This window comes from Levilactobacillus cerevisiae (assembly GCF_003946245.1).
Classification (GTDB): Bacteria; Bacillota; Bacilli; order Lactobacillales; family Lactobacillaceae; genus Levilactobacillus; species Levilactobacillus cerevisiae.
Window position 1 is genome coordinate 96,251 of the sequence record NZ_RHNN01000001.1, and the last position, 16,014, is coordinate 112,264.

A 16,014-nucleotide genomic window follows, 5' to 3' on the forward strand; every position below is an offset into this window, starting at 1 on the left:
ACACTATTCCTGTGATTCAAAATGCATCAGATTAATTTGAGGAGGAAACTTACTGTGAAAATTATTGCTTATGGCATTCGCGACGATGAACAACCTTACTTAGAACAATGGTCCAAGGACCAAGGGATTGAAGTCAAGGCAGTCGGAGACCTACTGGATGAAAAGACGGTTGATCTCGCTAAGGGCTATGACGGGGCAGTGGTCTACCAACAAAAGCCATATACGGCGGCTGTTTTAGATAAATTAGCTGCTAATGGGATTACCAATCTGTCATTACGAAACGTGGGGGTCGACAACGTTGATGCCGATGCCGTTAAACGCAACGGTTTCAAAGTCACCAACGTGCCGGCTTATTCTCCAGAAGCAATCGCTGAATTGACGGTGACCCAATTGATGCGGCTGTTACGACGGACACCAACCTTCGACCGTAAGCAAGCCAAGGGTGACCTGACCTGGGCGCCAGATATTGCGGATGAACTCAACAGCATGACTGTCGGCATCGTGGCAACCGGTCGGATTGGCCGCGCTGCGATGAAGATTTACCAAGGCTTTGGTGCCAAGGTAATCGCCTACGATGTCTTTCACAATCCAGAGTTGGAAAAGCAAGGCATCTACGTGGATACCATGGATGAGTTATACGCCCAAGCAGACGTGATTTCTCTCCATGCGCCGGCCACGAAGGACAATGATAAGATGTTGAACGACGAGGCCTTTGGCAAGATGAAGGATGGCGTTTGGATCTTGAACCCAGCCCGGGGAGCTCTGATTGATACGGATGCGTTGATTCGGGCACTCGACAGTGGCAAAGTTGCGGGTGCTGCGCTGGACGTCTACGAAGACGAAGTTGGTATTTTCAATACGGACTTTGGTAGCTTTGATGCCATTCCCGACGAACGCTTGAAGAACTTGATGAAGCGTGAAAATGTTTTGGTCACACCACACATCGCGTTCTACACCAAGACGGCCGTCAAGAACATGGTCCAATTTGCTTTGAACAACAACAAACAATTAATTGAAACGGGCAAGGCAGAAAACGAAGTTGCCTTCTAAAACCACCCTAAAACAAAAGCCACTCGCTGTGAGTGGCTTTTGTTTTGACCCTATTTACATTTCTGGGACTGCGGATAAAGCTAACAGGAGATCTTGTAGCTCCATCGAATCGCCGACCGTTTGATCGGGGATCCAGTTGCCACCCTCGGTCATGGTGGCGTTTCGATGGTTGAACCAGAAGGCGTGCCAACCGGCTTGCTTGGCGCCCTTGACGTCCATATCGTAACGATCACCCACGTAGGCGACTTCGGTGGCACGCAGGTTGAGGCGATGATTCATCAACGTAAAAATTTGCGGATCCGGCTTGGCCAAGCCCGCTTCTTCAGAGGTGATGATGTTATCCCGATCAACCCAGCGATGCATCTGTAACTGCATGACTTTTGCCAGTTGGTGTTGCGTTTTACCATTGGTAATAATCCCCAATTTAAATTGTTGCTTGAGTTGGTCTAAAGCTGTTTCCAGTCCAGGAAACAACTTGATTTTTTGAAGTCCCGCCGCGTAGGTCTGCTCAAAATTTAGAGCGGCGTTGCCAGACACGGGGGTCAGGCCCTGCTTTTGCAGCGTGGCGTTCAAACGATTCACAGCCATTTCTTCATGCGACCAGCGGCCACTGGCAACTTGGTCGTAAGCATGGGCACTTTGACAACGGTAGTCTTGAAATGCCTGGGTGGAATCGAAGGAGACTGAAGTGGCTACTAGTGGTGCTAAGGCGGCCACGAAGGGAGCCTTTTGGTCATAGAGCGTGTCATCGACATCGAAGACGACCGCTTTTATCATTTCGTTTCCTCCTCATTTAGTTCCTTGGTAGTTTATCATACTTGCTAAAAAATGCCAATTTTAGCGAAAGCTTCGTGGCAATTGGGTGGGGTAGTAGCGTCGGATATTGATCGGCAACATTGTCTATACCTGCCGGCTTACCGTTCGCCAAATTTAGGCCGGAACGCTGTGGGGAGGACCGGGTAGCCTGAGAAGTGGTCTACCTGCTCGTTTTGAACCGCCGAATCCGCGTTTCAAAGTCGCCATTTTCCAAGAAGCCCACATGGAAAATCCCACGGCTGAGCCTAAATTTGGCTCACTCACGCCTACATAGACTGTAGCCAATTATCGCGGACGTACGCCGTCAATCCAGCGATTCGTATAGCAATATCATGGTTAAAAATCAATCTTAACCGGAGGAGGCCAGAGGTGGAGGCAACTGTGTCCACGACGTTAGCTGAGCGATTTTCTCAGGTTACGTCGTGGGACGCGTTTGGAGACTGTCGGTTCTGGACAGGCTTCAAACCGAGCCGGAGGACCGTACCACAGGCCGCAGGCGGTCCCCACAGCAGACGGAATCTCTGGCAGCCGCAGGTGGCAATTTCCGACTGATTTTGTGGATTGAATCCTTGTTAGCTAGCCGTTCCAGGTTCTTTTGGACTTACAACCTTTCGCACTTAGAACCAATTAAATTGGCAGCAAGCAAATTTCTGCTTGTGTTTGGCCGGTGAATTTTGTATAATTACTTTCGGTGCGTATGCGCCAATTCACACCCCGCGTGATGACCGGAGGGGTGCTCGCTTGCGAGTTCTTCGGTCAAATGAGCGTTGGGGGAGGAAATCAAAAACTATTTGGAGGCATTTTATCATGGCTGTTATTTCAATGAAACAACTGCTCGAAGCCGGTGTCCACTTTGGTCACCAAACCCGTCGTTGGAACCCTAAGATGAAGCAATACATCTTCACGGAACGTAACGGTATCTACATCATCGACTTACAAAAGACGGTGAAGTTGATCGACGCTGCTTACAACTACATGAAGGACGAAGCTGCTAAGGGCGCCGTTGTTCTGTTTGTTGGGACTAAGAAGCAAGCGCAAGATTCTATCGAAGAAGAAGCTACCCGTGCCGGTCAATACTACGTTAACCACCGTTGGTTAGGTGGGACTTTGACCAACTGGGAAACGATCCAAACTCGGATCAAGCGTCTGAAGTCTTTGAAGAAGATGGCTACTGACGGTACTTTTGATGTTCTTCCTAAGAAGGAAGTTTCCTTACTTAAGAAGTCTCAAGACAAGCTGGAACGTTTCTTAGGCGGTATCGAAGACATGCCTAAATTGCCTGACGTTATGTTCATCGTTGACCCTCGCAAGGAACAAATCGCTGTTCACGAAGCACAAAAGTTGAACATTCCGATCGTTGCCATGGTTGATACGAACACTGACCCAGACGAAATTGACGTGGTTATCCCATCTAACGATGACGCTATCCGTGCCGTTCGTCTGATCACTTCTAAGATGGCTGATGCCATTGTTGAAGGCCGTCAGGGTGAAGACCAAGTTGACGAAAAGACCTTTGAAGGTAAGAAGTCCGAAGCCGCTAAGGGCGACAAGAAGACCGACAACTCAATGGAAAGCATCGTTAACGCTGTCGAAGGCGACAACAAGTAATTAAATGCAAGGTTGCGGGCAACTGCAACTTTCCAAATATGATTTAAAGCACCTTAGGCTGGCTTAATGTTTAGGACCGATAATGGCCTGAGATTGAGTCAGTCTTTTTTGGTGTCTTAGATGAATTGATAAAAGGAGGCCATTACACATGGCAAGTAAAATCACTGCAGCACAAGTTAAAGAATTACGAGACAAAACCCAAGTTGGGATGATGGATGCTAAGAAGGCCCTTGTTGCTTCTGAAGGCGACATGGACAAAGCCATCGACTTCTTACGTGAAAAAGGGATCGCAAAGGCTAAGAAGAAGAGCGGCAACATTGCTGCTAACGGTTTAGCACGGGTGAAGGTTAGTGGGAACACCGCTGCCATCATCGAAGTGAACTCAGAAACTGACTTCGTAGCGACCAACGACACGTTCAACGGTTTAGTTGACTTAGTTGCCGACACGATTGCTGCTAAGCAACCAGCCGACTTGGATGCTGCTTTGGCATTACCAACTGAAACGGGTTCAACGATCAACGAAGAAATCGTTAAGACCACGCAAGTTACCAGTGAAAACGTCCAATTACGTCGTTTTGCTATCGAAAAGAAGACGGATAGCCAAGTCTTCGGTTCCTACTTGCACCAAGGTGGCCAAATCGCCGCATTGGTTGTCTTAGAAGGCGCTGACGAAGCTACGGCTAAGGACGTTGCGATGCACGTTGCTGCCATCAACCCAGAATTCGTTTCTCGCGATGACATTCCTGCTGACCGTTTGGCTCACGAACGCGAAGTCTTGAAGCAAGAAGCCTTAAACGAAGGCAAACCTGAAAAGATTGTTGAAAAGATGGTTGAAGGCCGTCTCCACAAGTTCTTGTCAGAAATCAGTTTAGCTGACCAACCATTCGTTAAAGATGGCGACCAAACCGTCAGCCAATTCGTTGCCAGCAAGGGTGGCAAGTTGGTTACCTTTGTCCGTTACGAAGTTGGTGAAGGTATCGAAAAGCCAACTGTTGACCTGGCCAAAGAAGTGCAAGACCAAATCAACGGCTAATCTAGCCAAAGAAAGCGTCGGTTCCGATTGGAGCCTACGCTTTTTTGTTGCGCGCGGGTGGCAGAAGGTAATTGTGAGTTTAGCACGGTCTTTCCGGGAAATAACGCAAAATTTGTAAGGAATTTGCAGGAAAAGTGGGATTTCGTACCCCCTGACTATCACTCACCGCGCGTTTATGATAGAATTATTGTCAGAATACAATAGGAGGAAACACAATGGCGGACGTAAAGTATAAACGGATTATGCTGAAGCTCAGTGGCGAGGCTTTGGCCGGCGACAAGGGATTTGGTATCAATCCGCCAGTAATTAAAACCGTAGCGGAAGAGGTCAAGAGTGTTTATAACTTGGGTATTCAAATCGCTATTGTGGTTGGTGGCGGTAACATGTGGCGCGGTGTTTCTGGCGAGCAAATGGGCATGGAACGTGCGCAAGCCGATTACATCGGCATGTTGGCCACCATCATGAACGCGTTGGCCCTTCAGGACAACTTGGAATCCATTGGGGTTCCAACCCGGGTTCAAACGTCGATCGAGATGCGCCAGATTGCTGAACCTTACATCCGGCGGAAGGCGATTCGTCACTTGGAAAAGGAACGGGTCGTCATCTTCGCTGGTGGCACGGGTTCGCCTTACTTCTCCACGGACACCACGGCAGCCTTACGAGCAGCTGAAATCAACGCTGACGCTATCTTGATGGCGAAGAATGGTGTTGATGGCATCTACTCTGCGGATCCCAACAAGGATCCTAATGCCGTCAAGTTTGACCAATTAACGCAACTGGATATTATCAACAAGGGCTTGAACGTCATGGATACGACGGCTAGCTCACTTTCAATGGACAATGACATTCCGTTTGTCGTCTTTAATTTGAACCAGGCGGGGAACATCCGCAAGGTCGTTGAGGGCGAGAATATCGGAACGACAGTTAGGGGAAAATAATTATGGCTGATCAGATTATCAAAACAGCAGAATCAAAAATGAACAAGGCAGAAGACGCCCTGAAGCGTGAATTGGGTTCAATTCGTGCCGGCCGGGCGAACGCCAGCATCTTGAACCGGGTCATGGTTGACTATTACGGCGCGTCAACACCACTGAACCAAGTGGCCGCCATCACCATTCCAGAACCACGGATCTTAATGGTGACGCCTTACGACAAGTCTGCCTTGGAAGACATCGAAAAGGGTATCATGGAATCCGACGTCGGAATCACACCAGCCAACGACGGGACCGCTATTCGTTTAGTGATTCCACAATTGACTGAGGAACGGCGGAAAGAAATCGCCAAGCAAGTTAAAGCCAAAGCCGAAGAAGGCAAAGTGGCTGTCCGGAACGTCCGGCGCGACGCCATGGACGGCATCAAGAAGGGCCACAAGAATGGCGACTACACCGACGACGATTTGCACAATCTGGAAGACCAAGTTCAAAAGGTCACGGACAAGGCAATCAAGGGTGTCGACGCAATTGCGGCTGACAAAGAAAAAGAAGTACTTACCGACTAATATCGATATGAAGGAGCGCTTTAATAATGGCAGAAGATAAGCAAAATAACCAAGAAGACTCAGAAAACATTGAAATTACCCCAGGTTCAGAACAATTTGGCAAGATGGTCTTCCGGTTAAACAATGATGTTAACGCGGAAAACTTGTCAATCTTAAACTACAACGGTGCAGAACTGGAACAAATCCAGGATGGTGTATACGCCCAACCCGCTTTTGTTAGTGATGACTTCAACCTGTTCTTTGTGGTTACCCAATTAATTGGGGATGACTGGATTGTGGCCTTTTCAAAGGCAACCATCGAAAATGGCAACGAAATTACGGACCTGTCTGACCCACTACCAACTGGGGAAGGCTTGAACCTTCTCGGACAAGTTAGCGCCGATGACGCCAACAAGTTATTGAGCTATTTCGGGACCTTAGCCGATGCTAAGCGTGGCGAATGGCGGTTAATTGAGTAGCCGGTCAAAACTAAAGTTTTCGCTCAATTTGGGGGCCGGGATAGTTTCCCGGTCTCTTTTTTGTTATGATGAGAGGTTGTAAGACCAATGGAGGTGCGCCGTGTTTTCATTTTCAAAAAAAGATCAAGTCACCGGTGAAGTGGCAGAACGGCAATTAGACGAACAAAATATTCCGGCCCACATTGCCATCATCATGGATGGCAATGGCCGCTGGGCACAACAACGTCATTTGCCACGGATTGCCGGCCATAAGCAAGGCATGAATACCGTGAAGACCGTGGCGAAGGCCGCGAGTCATCTCGGCGTTAAAGTGTTGACCCTTTACGCATTTTCTACGGAAAACTGGAAACGGCCGACCGCGGAAGTGAACTATCTGATGAAGCTACCAGTCGATTTTTTCGGAACCTTTGTCCCCGATTTGATTAAGAATAATATTCGTGTCAAAGTGATGGGGTATACGGATCAATTACCCGCCGCAACCCAAAAGGCCGTTAGAGATGCCATTGCGGATACGGCTGATTGTACCGGGATGGTGTTGAACTTTGCCTTAAACTATGGCGGTCGTGCGGAAATCGTGACGGCCGTTCAGAAATTAGCCCAACAGGTTCAGGCTGGTACGCTCACCCCCGATGAAATTGATGACGCTGCGATTGATCAGCAGTTGATGACACAGGATCTGGGTGAGTTACGTGATCCAGACCTGTTGATTCGGACCAGTGGTGAGGAACGACTATCCAATTTCATGCTCTGGCAGGTGGCCTACAGCGAGTTTGTCTTCACCCAACAACATTGGCCGGACTTCGATCAAACGGCGCTTGAAGAGGCTATTTATGAGTATCAGCAGCGACACCGGCGATATGGTGGACTTGCACCAGAGCCGACAACTAAATAAAATTGAGGAGCTTTTAGAATGAGACAACGGGTTATTACGGCGGTTATCGCCTTAATTATATTTATCCCCATCATTATTGCGGGGGGAATCTGGGTCGACATCGCGGCGATTGCCTTAGGGGTGGTCGCGTTGTCAGAAGTATTGATTATGCGCAAAAAACTGCTGGTGAGTCCTGAAGCCTGGATTTCAGGTATTGGAATCATTGCGGTGATTGCGCCCAGCAGCTGGTGGGATTGGTTACCGAGCTATCTCAATCCTTGGTACATCGTCTATTTATTCGTCCTGTTATTATTGATTCGGACGGTGGTTTCCAAGAACCGCTTTTCCTTTGATGACGCCAGTGTGATTACGCTGAGCATGCTCTACATTGGTATTGGCTTTCACTTCTTCATCGAAGCACGGGGCGTTGGGCTTGTCGCGTTGCTATACGCGCTGTTCATTGTCTGGACAACTGACTCCGGTGCCTACATGATTGGCCGTAAGCTGGGCAGAAATAAATTGGCCCCTCACATTAGTCCCAATAAGACCTGGGAAGGGTCCATCGGGGGCTCACTAGTGGCCACTATCGTGGGGAGTGTTTTCTGGTACTTCTACCCAATCGGTCATTTCAGCCTAGGCATTATGATTCTGTTGACGCTGATTTTCTCCGTCGTTGGCCAATTTGGTGATCTTGTTGAATCCGCTTTGAAACGTTACTACGGCGTGAAGGATTCCGGTAAAATTTTACCCGGTCACGGTGGTATCTTGGACCGGTTTGATAGTTTACTGTTAGTTCTGCCAGTCATCCACTTGTTCGGATTGATTTAGACTTAGCTGTTCGCTTGCGCCCCCTAGGGTCCTTAGGGTATGCTAAGGAGCAGATAAAAAACGAAGCTACTCTTGACTGAAGAAGGGACGACACCTGTGATTACAACGATTATTACCTTTATCATCGTTTTTGGGATTTTGGTCATCGTGCATGAATTTGGCCACTTTTACTTTGCCAAACGCGGCGGGATCTTAGTTCGCGAATTTTCTATCGGGATGGGTCCCAAACTGGTTTACCATCGGGGCAAGGACGGCACAACGTACACGTTGCGGTTACTGCCCGTTGGAGGCTACGTGCGTATGGCCGGTGCCGAGGACGATGAGGAAGAAATTAAACCCGGAACGCCCGTCAGCCTGTACATTGGCGCTGACGAAAAGGTGCAACGGATCAACACGAGTAAAAAATCAACGCTGTTTAATGGTATCCCACTTGAAGTGACTGGCACTGATCTAGAGGATGAACTCTGGATCGAGGGCTACGAGAACGGAGACGAGGCAGAGGTTAAGCGTTATTCGGTCGCGCACAACGCCACGATTATTGAAGGCGACGGGACCGAACTGCAGATTGCGCCGAAAGATGTACAATTCCAGTCCGCAACCCTGGGTCGACGGTTGATGACCAACTTTGCCGGACCGATGAACAACATCCTCTTGGCCATTGTGACCTTTATGCTGATGTCGTTTGTGCAGGGCGGTGTCGCTATGGGGACCAATCAGGTTCAAGTGGCCAGTGCCCCCATCTCCGTGGCCAAGAAGGCCGGCGTTCAAGCAAACGATAAGATTACGGCGGTCAACGGCAAGAAGACGACGAGTTGGACGGACTTGAGTAACGCCATCCAACCGCTTGCCAATAAGAAGACGACCTTAACGATCAAACGTGGCTCCGCGACCAAGCACATTACGGTCACACCAGCTGGCCAAAAGTCCAACGGGAAAACCGTGGGGATGATTGGGATTACTCAGGCACAAGATAAGCACATCGGTGCCATCTTGGCCTCTGGGTTCACCCAAACATGGACCATGACGAAAGCCCTGTTTGGTGCGCTGTGGCACATGGTTTCCGGTCACTTTAGTTTGAACGATTTAGGTGGACCCGTCGCCATTTTTGCGACGACTTCGCAGGCTACCCAGTACGGGGCGGTTGGGGTGCTGAACTTCTTGGCATTCTTATCGATTAACCTAGCAATTGTCAATTTATTGCCAATTCCAGCCCTCGATGGTGGTAAAATATTATTAAACTTTATTGAAGCCATTCGGCGCAAACCACTTTCCGAAAACGTGGAAGCGGCGATTACGTTGGTGGGGGTAGGGTTCTTGGTTCTCCTGATGTTACTGGTCACGTGGAACGATATTGAACGTTACTTTATTCATTAACAAATTCGGGCGTTACGAGAAGGGAATATTTAACTATGAAACAATCAAAATTACTCATTCCAACTTTAAAAGAGGTGCCGAATGGGGCCGAGGCATTGAGCCACCAAATGATGTTACGGGCGGGCTATATTCGTCAAGTTACGGCTGGGGTTTACGCCTATTTGCCATTGGCTTACCGTGTGGTCGAAAATATTGAAAAAATCATTCGCGAAGAAATGGATAAGATTGACGCCGTCGAAACGTTGATGCCGGCTATTTTGCCAGCAACGCTGTGGCAAGAATCCGGTCGGTATGAGACGTACGGGCCAAACTTGTTTAAGTTTAAAAACCGGCATGACAGTGACTTTATTTTGGGACCAACCCACGAAGAAACGTATACCATGTTGATTCGGGATGCCATCAAGTCCTACAAGCGGCTGCCACTGGTGATGTACCAAATCCAACCCAAGTACCGGGATGAAGATCGTCCCCGTTATGGCTTACTCCGGGGTCGTGAATTTATCATGAAGGATGCTTACTCCTTTTCTATTAATGACGAAGACCTTGACCGAATCTACGGACAAATGGAACAGGCCTACGAAAACATCTTCGACCGGGTCGGCTTAAACTACCGCGCCATCGTTGGGGATGGGGGCGCTATGGGCGGTAAGGATTCCAAGGAATTCTCCGCTATCGCACCGGTTGGGGAAGACACAATCGTCTACTCCGATTCTTCCGACTACGCGGCTAACTTGGAAATGGCCAAGAGCCTCTTTATTAGTAAGAAGTCCCACGCCCAACCAGAAGAGTTGCAAAAGATTGCGACGCCGGGTGCGAAAACCATCGATGAGCTTGCTGAATTTTTAGATGTCAAACCATCTGCGTTGGTCAAGAGCATGCTGTACGTGGCGGATAAAGAACAGCCGGTCATGGTTCTGGTACGGGGAGATCACGAAGTCAATGAAACCAAGCTGAAGAATTACTTGGGCGCAGACTTCCTTGACCCAGCAACACCAGAAGATGCACAGAAGTATCTGAATGCCAGCTTTGGCTCACTGGGTCCCGTGGGTGTCGGTGAAGACGTCAAAATCTTAGCGGACAACTACGTGGGTGACATGGTCAACGTTGCTGTGGGCGCCGATGAAGATGGTTATCACTACCTCAACGCCAACGCCGGGCGCGATTTCCGCGTAGATGCCTATACGGATCTGCGGGACGTCCAACCGGGTGACCTATCACCAGACGGTTCTGGTGTCTTAAAGTTTACTAAGGGGATTGAAATTGGGCATATCTTCAAGTTGGGGACCCGCTATTCAGATGCCATGAATGCCACAGTTCTTGATGAGGGTGGCCGTCAGAAGCCCGTCATCATGGGCTGTTATGGGATTGGTGTGAGTCGCCTGTTGTCAGCTATTGCGGAACAACAAGCCGATGAGAACGGGTTAGTTTGGCCCCGGAACATCGCCCCATTTGATATTCACTTGGTTCCCGTCAACCTGAAGAAGGAAGACCAGGCCAACTTGACCACTGAACTTGAAAATGAGTTGAGTGCCAAGGGCTACCGGGTGCTCACCGATGACCGGAAGGAACGGCCGGGTGTCAAATTCGCTGATTCTGATTTGATGGGGATTCCGGTCCGCATCACAATCGGGAAAAAGGCCGGCGAAGGCATCGTTGAAATTAAGATTCGGAAGACCGGCGAAACGGTCGAAGTCATTAAAGACGAGGTTGCTAGCACCGTTGAAATCCTGTTTAAGGATATCGACTAGCCTTAGCATTGTTAATTTAGAAATAGAAAGAGGTTGCGACAATTGTCACAGCCTCTTTGGGTTCTCAGCCGGGTCTTGACTATTGTGGGTCAGTGAGCCAAACTGAGACATCAGAGATCACGTAAAAATAGTTTATTTTCAATTCTCACTGTTTCAAGGAACGAAAGGAGTTTCCTCGTGGACGAAGATCGCCATACTTTATTTGAGAAATTATTGCAACAACTAGATCTGACTGCTGCTGCGGATCAACCGTACTTTCAGACGGCGACAATCGACCGGCTCACGGTCCATGAACAGTCGCGTCGCTGGCATTTCTTTTTGAAATTACCTAGCCTGATGCCGTTTACGGCTTTCGTAGATTTTCACAACCACTTGCAAATGGCCTTCAAAGACATTGCCCAGGTCGAAGCAACGCTGGCGGTTGACCAGGCGGAACTAACCAATCGGGCGTTGGGTGATTATTGGAAATGGGTCGTCGAAAATAGCGGCCTGACCAGTAATCTCGTGCAAGAGCTTTGTCAATCGCAAGTGCCACAACTGGACGCGGACAACCGCGTATTGTTGTACGCCCAGAATGAAGTCGTCAAAGACTTCTTGACCAATCAGGCCTTGGGCCCCTTGGAAGCAACCTACCGGGATGCCGGTTTCCCCAAGTTCAACATCAAGGTGATGGTGGATGAGTCGAAGTCTCAGGCTAAGATTGACGAGTTTAAGGCGCGCCAAGAAAAGAACGATGCCCAGTTGGCCCAACAAGCCGCTGCGGCCATTGAAAAAGCCAATCAGAAACGGGCTGCCCAGGGGGATACCCCGGCCGCTGAAGGACCAACGCAAATTGGGAAGACGATTAAGAGTGATCAACAAATCACAAAAATGGTCGATATTACCCAAGAAGAACGCTCCGTGGTGGTTGAAGGGTACGTCTTCGATAAGGAAGTCCGTAAGCTGCGTTCGGGCCGTCAGTTGTTAACACTTAAAATCACTGACTACACGTCTTCCTTTGCCGTGAAGAAATTCTCCCGTGGTGCGGAAGACGAGGCTCAGTTTGCTGGTGTTGAGGAAGGCAGTTGGGTCAAGGTTCGTGGGAGTGTTCAGGAAGATACCTACATGCATGATTTGGCATTAAATGCGTATGACATCAACCAGGTGAAGCACGCTATGCGCCAGGATACGGCTCCCGCGGATGAAAAGCGGGTCGAGTTACATTTGCACACCTCAATGAGCCAAATGGATGCCACCAATCCCATCACCGATTACGTGAGTCGGGCAAAGAAGTGGGGCATGCCAGCCCTAGCGATTACCGATCACGCTGACGTGCAGGGGTTCCCAGCCGCCTTCAATTCGAGCGCTAAGGCCGGCATTAAGATGCTGTACGGTGTCGAAGCGAATTTGGTGGACGATGGGGTACCAATCGGGTATAACAGCGCTCATGAGCCCTTAGACGGTGCCACGTACGTTGTCTTTGATGTGGAAACGACCGGTTTATCTGCCATCTACGATAAGGTGATCGAACTCTCTGCCGTCAAGATGGAACATAAGAACGTCATTGCCCAGTTTGAAGAGTTCATCGATCCCGGATTTCCTTTGTCAGAGCTAACCACGAACTTGACCAGCATCACCGATGACATGGTGGCCGGGTCCAAGTCTGAGGAAGAAGTCTTCAAGTTATTCCGGGAGTTCTGCGGAGATGCCATCATCGTTGGGCATAACGTAACTTTCGATGTCGGCTTCATGAATACCGGTTACCAACGGCACGGAATGGCTGAAATTGCCAACCCAATCATTGATACGTTGACGTTGGCCCGGTTCCTGTATCCCACGCTAAAGAGTTATCGGTTAAACACGTTGGCCAAGCGGTTCCACGTTAGCCTGGAGCACCATCACCGGGCCATTTACGATGCGGAATCCACGGGTCACTTGAATTATTTGTTTTTAAAGGATGCCGAAGAACGCTACGACATTCAGTATCATGATCAGTTGAACGATCACATGACGGACAATGATGCGTACAAACACGCCCGTCCGAGTCACGCCATCCTGATTGCCAAGACGCAAGCCGGTTTGAAGAATATGTTTAAACTGGTTTCGGCGTCGAACGTCAATTACTTTTACCGGGTACCGCGGGTGCCACGAAGCCTCCTCGATAAATACCGGGACGGCATCATCGTTGGCTCTGCCTGCGCCTCCGGTGAGGTCTTTACCGCGATGATGCAAAAGGGGCAGGTTGAGGCCGCTGCCAAGGCCAAGTACTACGATTATCTGGAAGTTCAGCCCAAGGCGGCCTACCAGCCGTTGATTGATTCCGGGCTGATTGCGGATGAAGCCAACTTGGAAGAAATCGTTGGCAACATGGTTAAGCTGGGCCACGACTTAAACAAGCCAGTGGTCGCAACCGGGGACGTGCACTACCTGGATCCCGAGGACTTCATTTACCGCAAAATCCTGATTCATTCGCAAGGGGGCGCCAATCCGCTGAATCGAAATGAGTTGCCAGACGCACACTTCATGACGACCAACGAGATGCTGGACGACTTTGCCTACCTGGGTCCGGAAACCGCCAAAGAAATTGTGGTCACCAACACCCAGCAGATTGCCAATGATGTGGACGAGGTTCATCCCTTAAAGGACAAGCTGTATACGCCACGAATGGAAGGGGCCGAAGACGAAATTCGGCAACGAACGTTAGATACCGCTCACGCGTGGTACGGCAATCCACTACCAGAACTGGTCCAACACCGGGTTGACCGGGAATTGAAATCGATCATTGGCAACGGGTTCTCCGTGATCTACCTGATTGCCCAACGGCTGGTTGCCAAATCCAATAAGGATGGGTATTTGGTTGGGTCCCGGGGGTCCGTCGGCTCCAGTGTTGTGGCAACGTTCACCGGCATTACCGAAGTGAATCCGTTGCCACCGCATTACCGCTGTCCGAAATGTCAGTACTCGCACTTCTATACGAAGGGTGAGTACAGTTCTGGCTATGATTTACCAGAAAAGGATTGCCCAAACTGTGGCACGCTGATGATTGGTGACGGCCATAACATCCCCTTTGAAACCTTCTTAGGGTTCAAAGGAAACAAGGTCCCCGATATTGATTTGAACTTCTCTGGAGACTACCAACCAATTGCCCATAACTATACCAAAGTGTTGTTCGGTGAGAAAAATGTGTACCGAGCCGGCACGATTGGAACGGTTGCGGACAAGACCGGTTATGGTTACGTGAAGGCCTATGAACGGGACACCGAGCAGAACCTCCGCGGGGCGGAAATTGATCGCCTGGCGAAGGGCGTTACCGGGGTGAAGCGGAATACCGGGCAACATCCCGCGGGAATCATTGTTGTGCCGGATTACATGGACATTTATGATTTTACGCCGATCCAGTACCCGGCTGACGATCAGAATGCCGCTTGGCAAACGACCCACTTTGATTTCCATTCGATTCACGATAATATTTTGAAAATTGATATCCTGGGGCATGATGATCCCACCATGATTCGGACGCTCCAAGATTTGTCCGGGGTTGATCCGCAGACGATTCCCATGGACGATCCGGGCGTCATGGCGTTGTTCTCCGGAACGGACTCCTTAGGGGTGACCCCCGAGGAAATCCAATCGAAGACCGGGACGCTGGGTGTGCCTGAATTTGGGACGCGGTTTGTCCGGGGGATGCTGGAAGAAACGCATCCGCAGAACTACTCGCAACTGCTTCAAATTTCTGGCTTGTCTCACGGGACCGACGTGTGGCTGGGGAACGCCGAAGAGCTGATCAAGAACGGTACCGCCACCATCGCCAACGTGATTGGGTGTCGGGATAACATCATGACCGACTTGATCAACTTCGGTCTCGATTCCGAAACGTCCTTCCAAGTCATGGAACACGTGCGGAAGGGCCGAGGGATCCCGGACGAATGGCAGGAAAAAATGAAGGACACCGATTGTCCAGATTGGTACATTGATTCTTGCTTGAAGATCAAGTACATGTTCCCGCGGGCCCATGCCGCGGCGTACGTGCTGATGGCGCTACGGGTGGCCTACTTCAAGGTCTACTTCCCAATCATTTATTACGCCGCGTACTTCTCTGTGCGGGCCGATGATTTCGACGTCGTGGCCATGTCACAGGGTAAGACAGCCGTGAAAGCGGCAATGAAAGCCATCAATGATCAGGGGATGGACGCCTCGACGAAGGACAAAAACCTCTTGACGGTGCTGGAACTGGCCAACGAAATGTTGGAACGGGGCTTTAACTTTAAGATGATTGACCTGGAACGTTCCGATGCAGCCGACTGGATTATTGACGGCAATACGTTGATTGCACCATTCCAAGCTGCTCCGGGCTTGGGGTTAAACGTGGCCAAGCAGATTGTGGCGGCGCGGAATGACCGAGCCTTTATCTCCAAGGAAGACCTGGCCAAACGGGGAAAAGTCTCCAAGACCATCATCGACTTCATGACGGAGAACGGTGTGTTGAAGGGCTTGCCAGACGAGAACCAACTCAGTCTGTTTGACGATATGATGTAAAGTGACTGATTGAAAATAAATGAAGGCATAGACGATTATCGTAAAGATAGGGTCTATGTCTTTTTTTTCGCCCGATTTTTTCTGAAAATTAGCCAACAACTTGGAAAAACGATTTCTGACTTGAATCAATCAGGCCATCATTGGTCCGCGGTCCTGTTTGACCGGCTGATTGACTATCATCAGGTGACCGGTGGATTTTGGCTCGTCATACCGAT

12 protein-coding genes are annotated in these 16,014 nt (G+C 49.6%); 11 read left to right on the forward strand and 1 reads right to left on the reverse strand.

What is annotated here, in order from left to right:
• The first annotated feature begins 54 nt into the window (after window positions 1–54).
• Window positions 55–1,050, forward strand: coding sequence for a D-2-hydroxyacid dehydrogenase (locus EKM99_RS00470; protein WP_125579809.1), 996 nt, complete (start codon window positions 55–57; stop codon window positions 1,048–1,050).
• 54 nt (window positions 1,051–1,104) lie between these two features.
• On the opposite strand, the gene EKM99_RS00475 is transcribed toward EKM99_RS00470, so the two are convergent.
• Window positions 1,105–1,827, reverse strand: coding sequence for an HAD family hydrolase (locus EKM99_RS00475; RefSeq protein WP_125579811.1), 723 nt, complete (start codon window positions 1,825–1,827; stop codon window positions 1,105–1,107).
• Between the two features lie 846 nt (window positions 1,828–2,673).
• Here EKM99_RS00475 and rpsB point away from each other — a divergent pair.
• From rpsB to EKM99_RS00525, 10 genes are all read left to right on the forward strand, one after another.
• Window positions 2,674–3,474, forward strand: coding sequence for a 30S ribosomal protein S2 (rpsB, locus tag EKM99_RS00480; protein ID WP_125579813.1), 801 nt, complete (start codon window positions 2,674–2,676; stop codon window positions 3,472–3,474).
• Between the two features lie 148 nt (window positions 3,475–3,622).
• Window positions 3,623–4,507 carry a translation elongation factor Ts gene (gene tsf / locus EKM99_RS00485; RefSeq protein ID WP_125579815.1) on the forward strand — a complete coding sequence of 295 codons (885 nt, stop codon included), beginning with the start codon at window positions 3,623–3,625 and terminating at the stop codon, window positions 4,505–4,507.
• Window positions 4,508–4,722: 215 nt separating this feature from the next.
• On the forward strand, window positions 4,723–5,445 hold the full coding sequence (pyrH, locus tag EKM99_RS00490; RefSeq protein WP_125579817.1) for a UMP kinase: 723 nt from the start codon (window positions 4,723–4,725) through the stop codon (window positions 5,443–5,445).
• 2 nt (window positions 5,446–5,447) lie between these two features.
• Window positions 5,448–6,005 carry a ribosome recycling factor gene (frr, locus tag EKM99_RS00495; RefSeq protein WP_125579819.1) on the forward strand — a complete coding sequence of 186 codons (558 nt, stop codon included), beginning with the start codon at window positions 5,448–5,450 and terminating at the stop codon, window positions 6,003–6,005.
• A gap of 26 nt (window positions 6,006–6,031) precedes the next feature.
• Entirely contained in the window at window positions 6,032–6,463 is a 432-nt protein-coding gene (locus tag EKM99_RS00500; RefSeq protein WP_125579821.1) for a hypothetical protein, read from the forward strand.
• Window positions 6,464–6,563: 100 nt separating this feature from the next.
• On the forward strand, window positions 6,564–7,355 hold the full coding sequence (locus tag EKM99_RS00505; RefSeq protein WP_125579823.1) for an isoprenyl transferase: 792 nt from the start codon (window positions 6,564–6,566) through the stop codon (window positions 7,353–7,355).
• 18 nt (window positions 7,356–7,373) lie between these two features.
• Window positions 7,374–8,162, forward strand: coding sequence for a phosphatidate cytidylyltransferase (locus EKM99_RS00510; protein WP_125579825.1), 789 nt, complete (start codon window positions 7,374–7,376; stop codon window positions 8,160–8,162).
• A 96-nt stretch (window positions 8,163–8,258) separates the two neighbouring features.
• On the forward strand, window positions 8,259–9,536 hold the full coding sequence (rseP, locus tag EKM99_RS00515) for an RIP metalloprotease RseP (protein WP_125579827.1): 1,278 nt from the start codon (window positions 8,259–8,261) through the stop codon (window positions 9,534–9,536).
• A gap of 35 nt (window positions 9,537–9,571) precedes the next feature.
• Window positions 9,572–11,284, forward strand: a complete 1,713-nt coding sequence (locus EKM99_RS00520) for a proline--tRNA ligase (protein WP_125579829.1) — start codon at window positions 9,572–9,574, stop codon at window positions 11,282–11,284.
• Window positions 11,285–11,461: 177 nt separating this feature from the next.
• Window positions 11,462–15,799, forward strand: coding sequence for a PolC-type DNA polymerase III (locus tag EKM99_RS00525; RefSeq protein ID WP_125579831.1), 4,338 nt, complete (start codon window positions 11,462–11,464; stop codon window positions 15,797–15,799).
• Window positions 15,800–16,014: the final 215 nt, after the last annotated feature.

What these genes read in the sequence shown, in the direction of transcription:
- EKM99_RS00520 (WP_125579829.1), top strand. Translation starts at nt 9,572, where the DNA reads ATGAAACAATCAAAATTACTCATTCCAACTTTAAAAGAGGTGCCGAAT.
- EKM99_RS00500 (WP_125579821.1), top strand. Translation starts at nt 6,032, where the DNA reads ATGGCAGAAGATAAGCAAAATAACCAAGAAGACTCAGAAAACATTGAA.
- EKM99_RS00475 (WP_125579811.1), bottom strand. Translation starts at nt 1,827, where the DNA reads ATGATAAAAGCGGTCGTCTTCGATGTCGATGACACGCTCTATGACCAA.
- rpsB (WP_125579813.1), top strand. Translation starts at nt 2,674, where the DNA reads ATGGCTGTTATTTCAATGAAACAACTGCTCGAAGCCGGTGTCCACTTT.
- EKM99_RS00510 (WP_125579825.1), top strand. Translation starts at nt 7,374, where the DNA reads ATGAGACAACGGGTTATTACGGCGGTTATCGCCTTAATTATATTTATC.
- frr (WP_125579819.1), top strand. Translation starts at nt 5,448, where the DNA reads ATGGCTGATCAGATTATCAAAACAGCAGAATCAAAAATGAACAAGGCA.
- pyrH (WP_125579817.1), top strand. Translation starts at nt 4,723, where the DNA reads ATGGCGGACGTAAAGTATAAACGGATTATGCTGAAGCTCAGTGGCGAG.
- tsf (WP_125579815.1), top strand. Translation starts at nt 3,623, where the DNA reads ATGGCAAGTAAAATCACTGCAGCACAAGTTAAAGAATTACGAGACAAA.